Here is a 17512-nt window from a genome sequence, read left to right on the forward strand (position 1 = left end):
TGACGGATGATCAGATTGGATATCGCAGTAATTGGTAGTGGCATGGCTGGACTGGCTACTGCCAGAATTCTTCAGGACGCAGGACATCGCATTACTATTTTTGAAGCGCTTCAAGGTCGCGGCATGGACAGTCATAGTCTCGAATTTGAAGGAGGCCTCATTGACGCACCTTTACGTGTGATGAATCCTTATCTGTGGAAAAATACCTTAAGTCTGGCGACTCATCTGGGCATTAAAACTTACCCGGTACGTACCTATATGGCCTGTAGCTGGCTGTTTGAAGACCGGGTAGAAACCTGGCTAACCACATCACGTAGCCGGATCGGTAATATTCCGATTATCAATAACCGCAAAGGCATCCAGCAATATGGCTGGCGTCTGGTTAAAGGTTTGCTGCAACTCAAAACAGCCTTGGCAAAATTCTTTAAATCCAAAAATCAGGACATCAGCCTGGCAGAATTTATCAATCGCAATGAGATTGAAGAAGTGTTCTGGCATGGTGCGGTGATGCCGGTGCTGTATACCATCTGTACCTGTAACCCGAAAACTATTGGTGAATGGCCAGCCAAACCGCTATTGATTTTCCTGCGTCAGCTAACGGATGGTGATGCCTTGTTACGTATGCAGGGCGGTACTCCGGCTTTGGTAGACAAACTGATTGAAGGCATTCACATTGAAAGTGGTGCACCAATTGTCTCAGTGAAAGAGCAGGGCGACAAAGTACTGGTAGAAAATGCAGCGGGTCTGTCGAAAACCTTCGATCGCGTCGTGGTGGCGACACCAACCAATCATATTGATGAATTCCTGGATCATGAACAGTTTGGTCGTGATATCGAGCTGTTAAAGAAATTCAAATTTGAACAGGGTGAATTGGTCATTCACCGCGATAGCAGCGTGATGCCACCAAAGCGTAAGGATTGGGCTGTACTCAGCTATATGATGGATCGCAAGTTTACCCGTCAGCAATTTACGGTTTGGCTGAATGCGGTTGAACCGAGTCTGGTGGGTAAATCACCGGTATTCCAGACCTGGCGCCCTGTGACTGAGATTGATCCGAAAAAAGTGATTTCATCAGTGACCTTGACCCGTGCGGTGGTGGATGCTAATACCATCGCCCTCAATAAAGAATTACAGCATCGTCATCTGGAAATGAACCGTAAAGTGTTCTACTGCGGCTCATGGTCATCGGACGGTTTACCAATCTTGGAATCTGCAGTGACTTCTGCCATGAAAATTGCTGCAATTATGGGGGCACCGTTGCCATTTGAAGGACTTAAACCTAAGATCGAGGTAGCACCCCAACTCGGTTATTGATTGATGCAATGGTTTCAGGCACTTCGTCAGCGTCTTCCTCAACATAAATATGCAATTGATGCTTCGTTGCTGGGAGACCAGTCGCAGTTGCCCTGGAGCAATCTGGGTTATTGGCGGGAAGGGCAGCAGGATTATGTAGCTGCCTGTCGAACTTTGGCCGACCATTTGGCAGAAATGGTCGGTTTAAATTCAAAGGATAAATTGCTGGATCTGGGCTGTGGCCAGGGTGCCAGCCTGTTGCACTGGCAGCAACACTATCAGGTGCAATATCTGGCCGGTGTAGAACTTCAGCCTGCTTGTGTGGCGAATATTCAGCAACATTTACCTGATCTCAATGCCATCTATCCGGCTTCTTTCCTGCGTTTAAAAGACATGCATTTTTCCCAGCGCTTTGATGTGGTGCTGTGTCTGGATGCTGCCTATCATAGTTCCGTTCCCGAACTTCTAGATCAGGTACGCAGTGTTTTGAACACCAATGCACGGATTGGCTTTCATCATCTGATCTTGTCTGAAAAATGGAACAGCTTGAATGCGCTGCAAAAGCGTAAATATCAGTTTCTGCTGACATCCGCCGATGTCAATTTAAAAAACCTGATGTTGAAAAATGAGCTTTATCATTGTCTGGAAAATTTTGAATTTAAGAATATTCAGATTGAAGATCTGTCCGAAGCGGTATTTTCAGGTTTTGCTGATTATGTAAATCAGAATTTAAATTCAAAGAAATTGAAACAAAAAGGCAAAAGACTGGATCAGTTTAAAATCCAGATGACGGCAAAGCTTTGTCAGAAGTTATATCAGGATGGGATTATAAGATATGTGCAGGTGACGGCACAGGCGATCTGAGTATTCAAGGCAAAAAACAGCTATATAAAAATGCCAAACCCAGAAACATCAAAGCCTCACTAAAAAGCGAGGCTAAGAAAATGGTGCCGGCACACGGATTCGAACTGTGGACCTACTGATTACAAGTCAGTTGCTCTACCAACTGAGCTATGCCGGCGTTGTGGAGTGCATTTTACAGATTTTTCCTAAGGGCGCAAGCCAAAAAATAACCGTTCAATCTTATAACCAATTTTTTATTGCTGATCATTGAATCATCTTCACTCAGGCATCTACATTTAAATCATAAAATTGCCCACATCAGTGATATGGGCAAGGCTAAAGGTCTGATATTTAAAATCTATTACGAATGAGTTAAAAGGGAATTATCTGCTTTTGAGTATCCGATCCAGGTCTTGTGCGCATTCCTCTAAAGTAAAGGCCATATCAAACTGCATTTGAGGTTTGAGTTCTTGAGCGAGACTTCTCCACTGTTCAATTAGTTTTAGGGCTTTTTGAATCTTATGTTTGTTGACGTCTTTGGCAATGGTCGGGGTATAACCACCGCGTTTGGCATTTTTTATCTGTTTCATGTAGTTTGCGCTGTTATTCATGTCCACTCTCCGAATAGCAGTGTTTCCACTTTTTTCTAACCCAAATAAGGAAGACTCAAGCAATAACGTTTTCTATCTTTTGGTTTTTATTCTCCTTTTATCCTGTTTTGATTCCACCATAACATAGCGATGATGACAATTAAATTAAGCTATTTTTATGCCAGTTTTTGTCTCCATCATATAAATAAACTAAAAGAAGAACATAAAGTTAAGAAATTAATAAAAATGGATATATCATGGTTTTATCCAGAGAATTTATTTCAATATATCTCAACCTATATCCTTACATCTTTAAATCTATCAAAAGAAAAGGCAAGCAATACTCATCTCAAAAATAACCAGTAAAACGAATTATCCTTTTTCAATTCATCTGTCCAAGATGCTCACTTTTAGGCTTTTAGACTATAAAAAAAGCCCAATATAAAATTGGGCTAGGGTTTAAGGCTCGACTTCTAGCGGATCACCATCTTCAGGACGAAGATGACGTGTGCCATCATCCGCAGGATCTACACTTGATCCATCCTTGGTGATCGGATTGTACATTTCATCCTCTTTTTTATCGTCAGTGAACTCCTCATCTTCGAAATCCAGAGGCTCATTATCATCATCAAAATTTAGGGGCTTTTCATCATCTTTCATAGCGATCCATCATTTTTTACCAAGATAAGATCATGCTCGAATATTCCTCAGTGTCATTCAACAGCCATCCGGCATCATTTATGTAACTTGTATTGTTATTCTTTTATTTTTAACGCATCACCTCATAATTTAGGCAACAAAAAAGGCTTAAACCCTTAAGATTTAAGCCTTTTGAGACATCATGTGGCGACATGATAATGATATTTGGCGGTGAGAGAGGAAGTCGTAAATATTATTTAAGTTATTGAATGTTATTAATATAAAAATTAATAATTTTAAATATACCGACAAATATACCGACAAGTGAAAAAAGGAAAAATATCAGATCACGTATCGTAAATTTGATTCCTTAACAATCGATACGTGAAATTTGATATATCAAATAAGGTTTATAGAAGAAAAAGATATAAGTAGCTTGCTGCTTCTCTTGATATGAATTTTAGATATCGAAGAGAGCAGCATCACTAAAGACTAATGTATTTGAATAAGATGGCATTAGGAGAAATTTTATGATTGATTACAATCAATTTAAGACTCAATATGGTACTTGATCAAGCAACGATCAAGCAAATAAATGGTTATTAAGCATTATAAATCATGAAGTTGTGATTAACATCTTAATAAAAGCCAACTCTTAATCAAGCAACGGTCAAGCAATTTTAATTAGGCCCAATGAGGTATATATCTCATTGCTCTCGTACCCGCCTCTGAATCATACGGTTTTATTAGATTAGCAGTTAAAGTATCCCTAATCACCCTACTAACCATGGCGCTATTTTTTAAATCAATTCCCAGCCTATCTCGTAATGACGTATTATTCATATGCTCTCGGTTTACATACCTCAAACAGCAGTGCTGATAACAGGCTCTTATCCGATCTTCTTTATCCATTTCTGTGAATGATCGATAACCAAAGAGTACTACCCGCGTATGTTGGTCACTTAATTCAAAACTTGGTGCAGGCAATTGGTATAGCTCTGATTCAGTTATTACTTTATCGATGCCAGTACCACGCTCCTCACATATATTAATTCTCCGCATAAATGAAGCTAACGCTTCATTTCTACTTTGAGGTGGAGCATCTAAGAATCTTTCTGTTGCAACTAAAGGTACACCAGGATTAGTAATTTCCATCCTAGAATCAAAAATTTCTATCATTGGACCTGTTCCAGTTATAGAAAAATCTTGATGTATTAAAGCATTCGCTACTAATTCTCGAATTGATAAGTCAGGAAACATTGGAACTTGTTTTCTAAATGCTTTGCCTATTTCTTCATTTTCAGGCAATAGAGTTTTTATGTATTCAATTAGATTTTCGAAGCCAACGGCATATCCTTTACTTCCCTCTAATTCTCTAATAGTAATAACCCTACTATTACCTTTATAAAGAATTAAACGAACTGCTTTTCTTCCCAGATGCTGAAAATTTTTTAATTTTTTAGCAAAAAGTATTGCTCCAAGATTAGTAATATTCCACAAACCATTTGCCGATTTGACAATAAGCTTATCTGCTTCCAAAGCTTTTAGAATTGCATCTCTTCCCTCGGGAAAGGGTTGATTAGTTAATTCAAAATATTGGGGATAGTCTAAATTTTGGAGCACATCCTCATCACGACAGTTCTCAGCTGCTGCTTGTTTTTCAAATGGAGTTTTATCAAAAACTCTCCACAATGCTCGTTCACGTTCAGGAAAATCTCGTAATTTTTTCTTATATGAACCTATTCTAATAAATTCAGTTCCATCGAATTGAACTGGAGTATTAGTCGCTGCTTGAATTTCAAGGATAACAACCGGAAGATTCTCGCTTGATAAGAATTCATGGAATTGGAAAAAAATTTTTGGATTACACTTTTGTAAAAGCCAGCTTTCCAATTCTTGTTGTTTATGCAGCATTTCACTTGGTTTAAAAGTTGTGCCAATGATCTGATGATCATCATCTTTTACCCCCCAAACTACATATCCTGTTTGTTTACCAATCAGAGCAGCTGAATTTGATAAAGCAGATATATATTCTCCTATCATTTCAGGATCTTTATTACTATTTTTAAATTCAACCCAGTCAGTTTCAGCAGGAAGTCTGCATAACTCACGTAAGAGACTTTGCAATTGAGTTAATGACTGCTCTGTGGGCATTTAGTTGTTCCTATTAAATGAAAAAATAAACTTGAGTTTAGTCTACATAATTCGAATTTCAAAATTAACACTGACTTGCAAGATTAATAATTTAAGGAAGCTCTTCCTGGACAGAATAGAGATAGTTTTGATGTAGATCTCTGATCCTTTGGCTATTGCTGGTGTACCTGTATTTTAGTTATACACAGGAACTCTTATTTATAGAAAAACCATCAATGCTTAAGAAATAGGCTAATCTCTGAGAATGGTATTTTTTATGCTTTTTCAATCAAAGATAAACTTTTATGCTTTCCGCATAAAAAGACACTTTTGAATGAATAATGATCTACTACACTACAACGAAAACAGACTGCCTTTTAAGCCTCATGCAGTGCATTTCTAACGGCAGTGCAAAGTTTTGGTTCTCTGATTCTGTGAGCTTTTCAAAGTTCCATACGGTCATTCCGAAGTTGATCCTGGAGTATGGTCTCAATCTGGATGAATCTTTACGCAAGCGAAAATCAGATTATGGGGAACCAGTGTGGAGTTTGGTCATCAATTATGATCCGGCAAGGAATGATGTATTCCAATTTTGGTTGTTTACCACAGGCTATAGAGAAGCACGAAGAAGTAAGCTGACGCTAAAAGAAATACTCGCTAAAAATTCCAGCATGGTGCAAAAGCAAAAGCTCAACAGTATTTTGACTGTCAAAAAAGAGAAGCTGCTTCGCTATGGAGATTATGTGCTGGGGCAGTATATAGAGTTCGGCGATCTTAAGCCTCAATTTGCTAAGACTTATTATCACCCGGAACAATTTGGAGTGATATTTAATACCAAGACAATCCGAACAAAGACAATTGATAGTAATAAGAATTCAACTTACCGGATATTTAAACCGTTCGATAATTTTGAATTAAATCGGCTGGCCGGCATTAATAAAAATTTTGGTTTCGCTTTTCTCGAAAATAAACATACTCGCTGGAATAAAACCTCCGTAAGTCAGTTTTTATTAAATCAGTTTGGGATTAAGTTTGATGTAAATGCCAGTTATAACGACCGATTAAAAGAACTGACCAGGGTATTACGTGGAGTTCGCAAAAAGCACTTGGAATTTTTCCAGCGTTATTCTCAGAAGAAAGTCCGCTACACCTGGTATCTATCAAAAGATTTTATGGAGTCGGCTGAAAGGGAGTTAGATAAGAAGATTGATTTAATCTCTACAGGTAAGGCAGATCGATTAAAAGAAGCTACATATCGATTAAGTGCACATGGTAATTTCCATGGTACCCGGCACCAAATTGGAAAGTTACAGGCCAAGACCAGATCAAAATTAAATAGTAGGGATCCAAACCATAAGAAGCTAAATCAAATGTATTTCCCTCAAAATCTTCACTATGTACGGTTTACTGCTAAAAAGGCTCAGAATATGAAAGAGTTTGAATTGGCATGCCAGAATGCAGACAAGATTTATATAAATAAAAAGAGTCGATCGAGAACTAAAGCTACTCACTAATCTATTTCAATCTCTAATAATCTTTGGAAATTGAAATCTACCCAATATTGGGATCATTCCGAAAACGGTAATATTCCCAATATTGGGATTTTGAACGATCCCGTTTTTGGGATTTTGAATGTACCCGTTTTTGGGATGCAGAACCTATCAATGAATCTACCAAAGAATCTGTCAGTTTCTCTGAGAAGAAAAGTTCAACCTTTCAAGTGTTCATTAGAGTATTTCGAAACTGCTATTTTGACGATTCCTCTCTTTTTTAATGAGGAATATCTAAAGATGGGTAAATCCATAGGGGAATTTCACACCTATTTCATCACTGAGCAACTTTAGTAAGAAAAACAAACAAAGGTACAGGAAAAGATTTAAGGGGCTAATACGGCGAATAAGAGCGTTTTAGGGGTGCTTCTAGAAAGTATCATTTGACCTGCTTGGATACGCCGTAGTGGTAAAAGGAGATTGAAGGATGGCACTGATTACCAGATGAGGTAAAAGGCTAAAAATATAGTGTTGAGCGGTCACCCTCGCGCGCGCGCGCGTTTTGTCTAAATATACCCATTTTTTGATGACTTAGATCACCTCTTAATAACTTGAAAATTATTGGAGGGGCTATGGGAATTTATATTGAGCTTAATAATTTTGAAGTGCCCAAAAATCTTCTGTTTCTCAAAGCAGAAGTTAAGTACGGCGCACCTAATTATAAAAAGATGATTGATGAGCTAAAAAAATATCATGAAATGACTAACGAAAAGATTGCGTATCTATTACCAATCTCCGGTCCTAGTAGTGTGGCTGAATGGATGCGTAACGGTACTCCCAACTATGAAGCAGGAGAAGCATTTATTGAGCTTTGGAAAGCGCTCACTGATAAAACAAACCAAGATATCCCAAGGGTTAATAACTGGAGCATATAAGCATGCAACGACCAACAGTTCCGGCTTATAAGCCTTTAGACTGTGATGATATGGAAAGATCAATCCAGTTATGTAATGGGATTGAATACCTGATTGATGAGTTCCAAAGAGAAATTAATGGGAAAGAGCCAGGGCAATTGTTTAAGAGTAATTACAAAGAGCATTTGCTAAAGGTTGTTTCTCACCTGGAGGAGCTTCTTCATCGTCTTATCTATTTAACAGTTAAGAACAATAAGGCTTTCTATCACAACAACCTATTTTCGATCCTCGAGGAGCTAAACGTCAGCCCGAATGCATTAATCATAACGGCGCATTATCTTGACCCTGATAATGAGTTTAGACGGCTTGTAAATCGAAATGCTCTTGATTTTGAGCTGCTGAAAATTACTAAAAAAATTCAGTTTATTAAATCCGTTTTGCAGTCTTTATATGTTGGAAAGAGAGCTGGCATTCGGCTAATGAGTAAATACAAATTAATTTAATTTTGGGAGCTATTTAAGCTCCCTTTCTTTTGCCTGAACACACCCATTTTTTGAGGACACATAACCATTTAATTTTGAAGTATTGAGTAAATTACTTCGAGAAAGAAAATGGCATTAATTCCACGTTCACAAGGCCGAGCAGTATCACGGCCAACATTGCAGCAGCACACACCAATAACCGGACTCGGAAGTATTGGTAAAGCCATTGATGGTGTACTTGAGGCGCGTAAAGAGGAAAAGGACAAAACAGAAAAGGCTGATTTTGCATTACAGTCATCCAAGATTGGTGCTGATATCAGCGTTGTAGATAATGATTTACTGCTTAAAATGCAGAGTGGAGAACTGACCTACGATAATGCAGTAAAGCAAAGACAGGAAAGCCTGGAATCAATAAAGGACCAGTACAAGACAGTTGTTCCAAAACAATTCGAGCAAAGCTTTAATAATTACTTTGAACAGCATTCTTACCAGAGCGCATCCAAGTATTTGCCGATCGCGCAGAAATCAGAACAACAACAGGCAATTGTCCAGCTCAAGGACATGCGAGAAAACTACCTTAAGAATCCCAATGCTTCTGAAAAAGAGGTCTGGAATGGATTGGCTTTGTATGCACAGTCCAAAGGTTTACCGCTGGCTCATGTTCAGGATACTTTTAACGAATATAAAAATAATCGCTCCAGTAATGATGTGGCTGCATTCTATTTAGGAAATAAGTCGGACAATGAAAAGCTGACTGAACTCTCAACTCCAGAAGCTGTAATAGCAAAACATCCTAATTTGACTCAAGAACAGGCTGTCTACTGGAGTGGTCGAGCACTGACCCAGATTGACCAAAATAATCGAGCAGCTGCATTGCAGCAAAAACAATTAGACGATGATGCTAAAGATGCAGTTAGTGAACTCAAAGCAGATATTGAGACTGGCTTAATCCCTAGCGAGGCTGTTCTTAAATCACGTCTGGCACGAGTGAAGGGGACATCACACGAGGCTGAGTTTACTCAGTACACTGGCGCATTGGTGGAAGTTCAGCAGTTCATGCGCTTAGGACCAGATGAGCGTGAAGCCTATTTGAGCAAGAGACGTTCAGAGGCTCAGAATACGGCGCAGGACAATCCAAAAGACGTCAGTTGGAAATTGAATCTTCTGTCGAAGACTCATGAGAACATGCTCAATTATGAGAAAAATAACTCCACTTTGGCCTACTCGATTAAGACAGGTCAGGATCTAACGGTAGTACCTACCAATGCAATTTTAAGTGGTAACCCTGAAGCCATTGCAGCTTTGTCTAAGAATATTAAATCTATTCACGCAAATAACGTATTGAATGGCACGGTAGGATCCTTAAATCCATTCTCGACACAGCAACAATCTGAATTAAAGCAGTTCTGGGAAAAAGCCAAACCAGGTGACAAATTAAGTTTGCTTACCAGTCTTTATAAATCCAGCGCAGGCAATGCCAATGCCTCCAGAGACATGATTAATGGAATTGCCGGTGATAGTGGTGCATATCGTTTATCAGCTTCGCTCAATAACAGAGGTCTGCAAGATATTGCTGGCCAGATCGTTACTGGGCAGGATCTGATTGAAAAGGGGCTGGTCAAGGTCGATGAAAGTGGCTTAACAAAGCATACAGAAGCGTATTTAGCCGGTATTACCTCACCAGGTAAACCAGACTTTCAAATCTATTTGGATTCAATCAAAGCCAACTATGCTTATTTGGTTCAGAAATCCGAAAAGGTCACCGATTCAAAGGGAAATATTCTAAACAAGACCATTGATGAAGAGCTTTTTAATAAAGCAGCTAAGAATGTCACAGGGGGCAAGTTCACTTCAGGGGGATTCTTCGGAAGTAAATCGGTAGTGTTGCGACCCCATACTGTAGGTGAAAAATCTTTCCGTGAGCAGCTGGAGAGCTTTAACTCTCGTAATGCCCGTAACTATGGTGGATCTGACAAAGACTTCTTTTTGGATCTGCCTTTAGAGCAAGACCCTAAGAATCCATACGTCTATTACTTCAAGAATGGCACCAAATACATCATGGATGCCACTGACAAGAAAAGACAAAAACGTTTAGCTTTTACGGTTCGATGAGGTAGATATGGATTTTTTAGCAGATGACGAATTATCGTTAAATCAGGATGACCCTCGCTACAAGCCTAAAAGCCAACGTGGGGCATTAAGTGACGGCGCACTGGGTACTATTTCTGGTGTGGCTATGGGGACTATTGAGGCGGCCACTGCTCCAGATTCCCTGATCCGTGGTGATAAGAAAGCGGCTGCCTTAAGAGCACAGAACTTAGAGATTTTTAAACCTGATGATCTTGGGGGTGTGGGTGAGTTTACCTACGGCCTAACCAAAGACTTTACCCGTATTGGCTGGAACGCCGTCACTACACTAGGTACTGGTGGTGTACCTGGCTTAGCATTGAATTCTGGGCTATTCGGGTACCAGACCTTTGAAGCAGAGAAATCAGACTTACTGAATAAAGGGGCAGATATAAATACGGCCCGAACCGGTGGAGCTATTAAAGGAGTCACCGATGCTCTGGGGTTTGCTATTCCTACTCATGGGGTCGCTAAAAATGTGGTGGCAGATGCCGTAGGAACAACGATTTTATCTACAGCTGCAGGGTCAGCCGGTGACTATGTCGAAGGTTCTTATTTAGAAAACAGCGGAAATAAGAAAGTTGCTCAATATGGAGAGGCGTTAAAGGAAAATGCCTTAAGTCCTACTACCATGGCAACGAATGGAGGTATGGCTCTACTGCTAAACCTATGGGCGAATAAAGGGAAATTACGACCAGAACAAGTCAAAGATCATAGTAATGTGGATGCTATGAATGATGCTGCTCATATCCAGGCGAATATCGAGCATGCAGAAAGTGTAAACCCATTCAGTCCTACAAATCCTAAAGAAGCCAATTCGCACTTTGATGCATTGGATAGCGCTATGGAAAGTGCACTGAATGATGAGCTGGTCAGCTTAAAGGCCCCTGTAACTGGAGCACCAAAAGCACCGAAGGAAATTACCAAGCCATTAAACAATGTGATTTCAGGTACTCCAAAAGGACTTTCCAGACCAGATCCTATAAGCACAGAGAAGCATACAGCTCAGGCCATTACCAATCCTATATTAGATAAAAAGCCATGGGCAAAAGTGATAGCTCAGGAGGCTTCAAGCCGTGGCATTAATCCGGTTGATGCATTGGTCTTATCCCATATTGAAAACGGCGGGACATTCGATCCAACCATCCAGCCTAAGGACAGGAACGGGAAATTACTATCCTCTGCTACTGGCTTATTCCAGACCATTGATAGCACGTTCGCTGCTATGGGTGGAAAGAATAAATTTGATGGTAATGAGCAGATTAAGGCCGGTCTGAATTACTACGAGCACAATGCCAAGATTTTCCGTAAAAACTTTGGCCGTGATCCTAATGGTCTAGAGCTTTACTACATGCATTTCTTTGGTGAAGGCGGTGGACCAGTGTTCATGAAAGCCAAGGATAATGAACTGTTTGTCGATGTAGCTACACGCTGGAGTAAGGGAACTGACAAGAAAAGCGCCCGCCAATTAGCAGAAGAAATTACAGCAGCTCACAAGTTCAATGGCATGACTGTAGGCCAGGTAAAGGCCAAGTATCAAAAGCGCTGGGATGCTGTAGCCAAGCTGTATGAAGGCGTAGGAAGTCTTTCTGATAGCGGCTCTACAGTGGTAAGAGGAAGTGAATCTGAGTTCCCTGAATTTGAATCTGATATCGCTGCACCACCGGCCTATAAATATCAAACCGATGCTGAAGTTGAGGCAATGCCATTTGTACTGACTACTGATGAGCATAGTGTCAAATCACTCCAGGAGGAGTTTGAAGCATTGTCCTCTCCATTGACCAAAGAGGATCTGGAGTACTTAAAGGCTACGGCGCATTACCAATATTCAGAAGGCAGTGCCTATCGAGCGCCGTATGTAGAGCCGCAGATAAATCTATCTGGTCCAAGTAATAGCGCCACCCGCACATTGGATACATTGGATTCTGACCTCCAGCACGTGATGCCAGAAGAACAGCGCGTTATTTTGGCTGAGCCTGAAGCGAATACTGTCGATATTAACAGCCGTCAACCTGGACAGGATATACAGCAAGACTCAATTGCTGCAGGAGTAGATAATTGGACTCCAACCAGATCGCAGAACTACCTGAAACGAGAGCAAGCGCTGGATGATGGTCGGGTTATTCAAGAGCTGCATAACAAAGCATCCAATACAACATTCCAACGTGAAATCAATCAGGATGGCTCTATCAGTCCTGTGAAGGCTACTCGAAACGGAAGTGACCTGTTTGCTCACCCTGCGAATGGAAAAGCTAATCGCCCTGAACTAACAGCCGTCCAGCACAAGGCAGCTCAGGCACTGGAGCGCGAATTCTGGAAGCCGGGCAAATCGAAGGTCGAGGGTGCACCGGATTTAACCAAAGCCAGTAAGGGCGAGTACGGATCATTTACCGAGACTCCAGACGGGCGTGAAGCGGTTTCAATTCTGGAAGCGGATCCAGACATGGAAGTGACATTTACCCGTTTAGACGAGAATGGGAACGAGGAGATTGTGACAATGTCCTCCCGGGATCTACTGGACTATGTCAGAGAGCAAGAAGAAATCGCGAAAGATGAAATCCAAGCGGTTAAGGCATTGGCAAGCTGTGCATTAAAATTTGGGAGTGAAGCAGCATGAGAGCTGAATGTAGAGAACAAGTCGCGAAGGCATTAGGGAAAAGAAAATTAAGTGCAGCTGACAGTAACCGTATTTCTTCTCTGTATATACGTGCTCAGAACGTATTAGCGCGCACAGATCCGGACTGGCTTTTCAAAAGTCCGGCTGAACGTGCGGAAGCGATAGCTCAGAAAACTGCTACTGATCTCGCCGTCCAGATTGCCAAGAACAATCAGAATATTGCACGTGATGCCATCATCAAGGCCCAGCTACAGAACGAAATCTATAACCATCCTAAATTAAACCCGGTCCAAGCTTTAATGCGGAAGATTGCATACTTCTCGGATCAGAGTGGTATCCAGTCTATAGAGAAACAATCTCAAGCATTGCATAGCCGCTGGATGTCATTGGTTGCTGATGTGTTTACCAAGACACAAGAGCGCTTTGGTATGTCAGTGAACAAGGCAATGACTGACGACATTATCCGGGTCATGTTTGGTGGCAAGTCTGATAATCCAGAAATTACGGCGATGGCCAAGGAAGTAAGTGCAGCCCTGGAGGAAATGCGTTTAGCCTTCAACCGGGCTGGTGGGAATATTAAGAAGCTCGATAACTTTGGCTTTATGACCTCACATGATCAGAAGAAAGTAGCCCTAACAGATCAATCAGAGTGGGTGAATGATGCATTGGCTGGAGTAGATCGTAATCAGTATGTCAAAGAGACTGGTGAGTTGATGGATGAGCTGGAGCTTAAATCCATGCTTGAGGAGATTTATAAAACCATCTCAACCAACGGCGCTAACAAAGACTTACTGATACTGAATAAACAGGCCAAAGCAGGGGCATCGCCTGTAGGTGGTCGCTCCAAGATGGCGAATCGTCACCAAGAGTCTAGGGCCTTGCATTTCAAGGATGGTGACGCTTGGCTGGCGTATCAGAAGAAATATGGAACTTATGATGAAGCAGGGTTTCATGAGATTCTGAAAAACCATACTCACCGCATGAGTACAGAAGTGGCCATGATGCAGAACCTTGGGTCCAATCCTCGTCATACCTTTGAGTCATTATTGGATGAAGCCAAGATCAAACTGAAAGCAGATCCACAGAATGGCATGAAACATGGTGAGATTGATAAGCAGGCTCATCGGGCCATGTCGATGTATAACACCCTGGATGCCAATACCCGGGCGATTGATTCAACCTTAGGTAACGTTATGGGTGGACTACGTGCCTTAATGGTTGCATCTAAATTAGGTGGCACCACGCTGACAACCTTTGGCGACCATGCAAGTATGAAGAAGGTCGCTAATATGCTGGGCCTGTCCTATACCAAATCGATCCTCCCTGAATACATAAAGCAATTGAAACAGGGTGCCACACGTGATGAAGCATTGCGGTTTGGCCTTGGTATTAACGAAATGGCCGGTTCAATGACTCGTTTTGGTGATGCTGATATTGTCAGCAGTGCTACCAAGTCAGGCCGCTTTAATGCACGTATGCAGGCTTTTGCTGCAACAACTATGAAACTATCAGGACTGAACGCCGTCACTGCAGGAGCGAAACGAGCGCTTAATCTGGTGCATATGAATAAGCTTGCTGAAATGACACGTAAAACGGATTGGAAGGATCTTGGTGCAGATGATCTTAAGATCTTACAGGGGAACGGTATTACTGAACGTGACTGGCAGTTATGGCAGCAGCTGGAGCCGAGTAAGCGTGAAGATGGGACGGCGGTACTTTCGCAGAATGATTTTTTTAATGCACCAGATGATGTGATTAAGCAGTTCTTGCCATTGGACAAGCAGGATAGTGCGAACGCCATTGCTGACTTCCGCTATAAGGCTGCAATGAAGTATCAGACTCATATCTTCAATGAGGAATCCGTAGCTATCATTGAGGCCGGTGTACGTGAGCGCAGCATCATTAACTTAGGTGAAGCCGGAACTATCCAAGGGGAATTGGGCCGAACCTTATTCCAGTTCAAAGGCTTCCCATTGGCTTATATGTTCCGTATTGGTCATCGTGCCTTTGCCCAGGGAGACATTAAGAGCAGAGTGACGTTCCTAGCTTCGCTACTGGCTTATCAAACTTTAGCAGGTGCATTGATCGTCCAGACTCAGAACTTGGCCAATGGTAAGAATCCGGAGCCTGTATTCACGATAGATTTCTTTGGTAAGTCACTTCTTAAAGGTGGTGGGCTTTCTTTCCTGGGTGACATCATGTCTGCACTGTCAGATCCAACCGGTCGAAGTGCATCAGACTTTATCAGCGGCCCATTATTAGGCCAAAGCATGAAGTTGGGTATGCTGCTAACTGGTATGGGCAACAACATCATTGAGGGGAAAGAATCTACCCGGATGATGGAAGTGGCCAATACCCTGAAGAGTAATATTCCATTACAGAATCTTTGGTACAGTAAGCTGGTCGTAGATCGAATGCTGTATTCTAAAATGCAGAATATGATTGATCCTGATTATTTACCAAGAACACAGCAGCGCCTGGAGAACTTAGGTAATAGTTACTGGTGGGATTTATCTGAATAGAATTAGGAGCTTCGGCTCCTTTTTTATTGTATGGTATTTGAGCGTAAGATAAAAAAGTGAACTGAAGTGAAAAGAAAAATAGCTTTGATGGGGATTTGTTTTGCTAGTGCTATCAGCACATTTAGCCATGCAGATGATGTATATGCCACGTATGAAGTACTAACATCTAAAGAGTTGGCCAATAAGTCTATTCTCGCTTTCGAAAGTTTTACTTGTTCTGTGTGGGCCGATCTCATGGGGGATCAAAAGGCAAGTGAGGCATTTCTATTGAATGGATATGATCATGGACGCGTATATGTGCAAGGCTTATTAAATGCAAAAATCAATCAGGACGATAAACGAAGATATATCCCTGGCATTATGTACCCCGAGTTAAAGTTGACGCCTAATGTAGATTTTATGCTCGGGGCTATTTTTCAGAAGGTTAGGGATAATACGAAAGCCATAACCTATGATTTAGATGCCAAAGGATCTGATAAATATTTTTCCAAATCTAAAGAATCATATGCTCAGAATGGATGTGCCAAGATTTTATTGGATATGAAATAGAAAAGAACTTTTTGGAAATTGAATATGATTTTAGACCGCGAATTCCAACTCGAAATTATGAAAAAGATGGCTGAGGTGTACCCAGCTGCATATAACTTTTGGACTGATCTTGATTATCGAGATAAAGAAAATCAGCATAAGCTTTATTCGAATCTCTACTACTTACAATCTCATGGATTATTAGAACCAAAGAGTATTCACTACACTAATAGCCTGGACGGTATAGGAAGCTGGACCTTGGGAAATACCAGGCTAAGTCACAAAGGTATGGACTTTTTAGCTGATGACGGCGGACTCTCCGCAATTCTTGGCACAGTTACAATCAAGTTCGAAACCGAGCAACTTAGAGCCATTCTTGCTGCAAAAATTATGATTTCCGATCTTAGTCCAGAACGTAAAACCACCATGATTGATGCTGTTAAAGAACTACCTGCAGAAGGATTAAAGCATCTAACAATGAAAATTGTAGACGCTGGTTGGGATAATATGGACTCTCTTATGAGCCTTATACAGAGTGCACTACCATAATGACTTCCTGCATTTGTGGATATAGTTTAAGGGGTAATAGCTGATGACCTTATACATCACAACATCTGAGCTATTGAAGCGCTATGGAATTACTAAAGGTACTTTGATCAGCTGGCGAAATAAAAAGAATTTTCCTGAGCCAGTGATTAAGGCGCATGGACGCTCAAGCAGCCGTTACGGGATCAAAGCAGTTGATACCTGGGAAAGAAACAGTGGATTGCTTGAATCACTTGAAATACAGCCTCTGATAACACCGCATACATAATTTTAGTAGAAAAAGGAATTTCACATCATGAAGAAGATAATAGCGTTCTCTCTAATGAGTCTTATAAGCTCAGTGGCTTTGGCTACCCCAATTACACTTCAGCATTCCAAGACCAGCTATGTGAACTCAGGGATCTGTTCCGCCGTGGTGGATGTGACGATCCATGATTTTCTTGGGACCTATGACAAACTGTATTTAGACCTGGTGGCAAAGGACAAATCCGGCAGAGTGCAGGGGACTTCTGAGAATGTAATAACCTACGGCGATATACAAAACCTTCAAGGTAAAGCATTTGGAAATGTTTTTCTTGAATCTGAAACAATGTGCGGAGCAGATCGTACCTGGACAGTTCAGGTTAGGCGCGCCGTCTTACTCGTAGATGGTAAAAGAGAGGATTTATTGAAAGCTAAAAAAGTTCATATTGATGATTTTCAGCCGATGAAGTTTTCCCTGAAATGATGCTTTGATAAGTAGAGAGCAAATCACTGATACATAATTTTGATTGAGGCTGTTTTGTATA

The 17512-nt window shown here is 41.1% G+C and carries 15 protein-coding genes and 1 tRNA gene; 12 read left to right on the plus strand and 4 right to left on the minus strand.

The window, feature by feature from the left end:
* Window positions 1-6: 6 nt before the first annotated feature.
* Both FTU00_RS00685 and FTU00_RS00690 read left to right on the plus strand, forming a co-directional pair.
* Entirely contained in the window at window positions 7-1314 is a 1308-nt protein-coding gene (locus tag FTU00_RS00685) for an FAD-dependent oxidoreductase (RefSeq protein ID WP_125279600.1), read from the plus strand.
* A 3-nt stretch (window positions 1315-1317) separates the two neighbouring features.
* On the plus strand, window positions 1318-2157 hold the full coding sequence (locus FTU00_RS00690) for a cyclopropane-fatty-acyl-phospholipid synthase family protein (RefSeq protein ID WP_180178889.1): 840 nt from the start codon (window positions 1318-1320) through the stop codon (window positions 2155-2157).
* Window positions 2158-2238: 81 nt separating this feature from the next.
* Here the strand turns inward: FTU00_RS00690 and FTU00_RS00695 are convergent.
* The 4 genes from FTU00_RS00695 to FTU00_RS00710 all read right to left on the minus strand — a co-directional run bounded on the left by FTU00_RS00695 (window position 2239) and on the right by FTU00_RS00710 (window position 5519).
* Window positions 2239-2314, minus strand: a tRNA-Thr gene (locus FTU00_RS00695).
* Between the two features lie 205 nt (window positions 2315-2519).
* A complete protein-coding gene (locus FTU00_RS00700) occupies window positions 2520-2747 on the minus strand; it encodes a hypothetical protein (protein WP_004781576.1) in 228 nt (75 codons plus the stop codon).
* A 438-nt stretch (window positions 2748-3185) separates the two neighbouring features.
* A complete protein-coding gene (locus FTU00_RS00705) occupies window positions 3186-3386 on the minus strand; it encodes a hypothetical protein (protein ID WP_004781578.1) in 201 nt (66 codons plus the stop codon).
* Window positions 3387-4049: 663 nt separating this feature from the next.
* Window positions 4050-5519, minus strand: a complete 1470-nt coding sequence (locus tag FTU00_RS00710; protein ID WP_180178890.1) for an ATP-binding protein — start codon at window positions 5517-5519, stop codon at window positions 4050-4052.
* Between the two features lie 365 nt (window positions 5520-5884).
* On the opposite strand from FTU00_RS00710, the gene FTU00_RS00715 reads away from it, so the two are divergent.
* The 10 genes from FTU00_RS00715 (at window position 5885) to FTU00_RS00760 (ending at window position 17451) form a co-directional block, all read left to right on the plus strand.
* On the plus strand, window positions 5885-7012 hold the full coding sequence (locus tag FTU00_RS00715; protein ID WP_180178999.1) for a hypothetical protein: 1128 nt from the start codon (window positions 5885-5887) through the stop codon (window positions 7010-7012).
* Window positions 7013-7620: 608 nt separating this feature from the next.
* Window positions 7621-7923 (plus strand): hypothetical protein, encoded by a 303-nt coding sequence (locus FTU00_RS00720; protein ID WP_180178891.1) that lies wholly within the window; start codon window positions 7621-7623, stop codon window positions 7921-7923.
* 2 nt (window positions 7924-7925) lie between these two features.
* Window positions 7926-8405, plus strand: a complete 480-nt coding sequence (locus FTU00_RS00725) for a hypothetical protein (RefSeq protein ID WP_180178892.1) — start codon at window positions 7926-7928, stop codon at window positions 8403-8405.
* Between the two features lie 108 nt (window positions 8406-8513).
* A complete protein-coding gene (locus tag FTU00_RS00730; RefSeq protein WP_180178893.1) occupies window positions 8514-10496 on the plus strand; it encodes a hypothetical protein in 1983 nt (660 codons plus the stop codon).
* Window positions 10497-10503: 7 nt separating this feature from the next.
* Window positions 10504-13128, plus strand: coding sequence for a hypothetical protein (locus tag FTU00_RS00735; protein ID WP_180178894.1), 2625 nt, complete (start codon window positions 10504-10506; stop codon window positions 13126-13128).
* Complete coding sequence (locus FTU00_RS00740) at window positions 13125-15650, plus strand: hypothetical protein (protein ID WP_180178895.1); 2526 nt, start codon at window positions 13125-13127, stop codon at window positions 15648-15650. The genes FTU00_RS00735 and FTU00_RS00740 overlap by 4 nt, the downstream gene beginning before the upstream one ends.
* A gap of 66 nt (window positions 15651-15716) precedes the next feature.
* The gene (locus tag FTU00_RS00745; RefSeq protein ID WP_180178896.1) at window positions 15717-16199 is read left to right on the plus strand and encodes a hypothetical protein; all 483 of its coding nucleotides are present in this window, start codon (window positions 15717-15719) and stop codon (window positions 16197-16199) included.
* A gap of 24 nt (window positions 16200-16223) precedes the next feature.
* Complete coding sequence (locus FTU00_RS00750; protein WP_180178897.1) at window positions 16224-16727, plus strand: hypothetical protein; 504 nt, start codon at window positions 16224-16226, stop codon at window positions 16725-16727.
* A gap of 43 nt (window positions 16728-16770) precedes the next feature.
* Window positions 16771-16992, plus strand: coding sequence for a hypothetical protein (locus tag FTU00_RS00755; protein ID WP_180178898.1), 222 nt, complete (start codon window positions 16771-16773; stop codon window positions 16990-16992).
* 27 nt (window positions 16993-17019) lie between these two features.
* Entirely contained in the window at window positions 17020-17451 is a 432-nt protein-coding gene (locus tag FTU00_RS00760) for a hypothetical protein (protein WP_180178899.1), read from the plus strand.
* Window positions 17452-17512: the final 61 nt, after the last annotated feature.

The organism is Acinetobacter sp. YH12041 (assembly GCF_013419975.1).
Lineage (GTDB): Bacteria > Pseudomonadota > Gammaproteobacteria > Pseudomonadales > Moraxellaceae > Acinetobacter.

Coding starts and splice junctions, on each gene's coding strand:
- FTU00_RS00690 (WP_180178889.1), top strand. CDS start 1,318: ATGCAATGGTTTCAGGCACTTCGTCAGCGTCTTCCTCAACATAAATAT.
- FTU00_RS00720 (WP_180178891.1), top strand. CDS start 7,621: ATGGGAATTTATATTGAGCTTAATAATTTTGAAGTGCCCAAAAATCTT.
- FTU00_RS00705 (WP_004781578.1), bottom strand. CDS start 3,386: ATGAAAGATGATGAAAAGCCCCTAAATTTTGATGATGATAATGAGCCT.
- FTU00_RS00760 (WP_180178899.1), top strand. CDS start 17,020: ATGAAGAAGATAATAGCGTTCTCTCTAATGAGTCTTATAAGCTCAGTG.
- FTU00_RS00700 (WP_004781576.1), bottom strand. CDS start 2,747: ATGAATAACAGCGCAAACTACATGAAACAGATAAAAAATGCCAAACGC.
- FTU00_RS00725 (WP_180178892.1), top strand. CDS start 7,926: ATGCAACGACCAACAGTTCCGGCTTATAAGCCTTTAGACTGTGATGAT.
- FTU00_RS00710 (WP_180178890.1), bottom strand. CDS start 5,519: ATGCCCACAGAGCAGTCATTAACTCAATTGCAAAGTCTCTTACGTGAG.
- FTU00_RS00735 (WP_180178894.1), top strand. CDS start 10,504: ATGGATTTTTTAGCAGATGACGAATTATCGTTAAATCAGGATGACCCT.
- FTU00_RS00750 (WP_180178897.1), top strand. CDS start 16,224: ATGATTTTAGACCGCGAATTCCAACTCGAAATTATGAAAAAGATGGCT.
- FTU00_RS00730 (WP_180178893.1), top strand. CDS start 8,514: ATGGCATTAATTCCACGTTCACAAGGCCGAGCAGTATCACGGCCAACA.
- FTU00_RS00755 (WP_180178898.1), top strand. CDS start 16,771: ATGACCTTATACATCACAACATCTGAGCTATTGAAGCGCTATGGAATT.
- FTU00_RS00715 (WP_180178999.1), top strand. CDS start 5,885: ATGCAGTGCATTTCTAACGGCAGTGCAAAGTTTTGGTTCTCTGATTCT.
- FTU00_RS00740 (WP_180178895.1), top strand. CDS start 13,125: ATGAGAGCTGAATGTAGAGAACAAGTCGCGAAGGCATTAGGGAAAAGA.
- FTU00_RS00685 (WP_125279600.1), top strand. CDS start 7: ATGATCAGATTGGATATCGCAGTAATTGGTAGTGGCATGGCTGGACTG.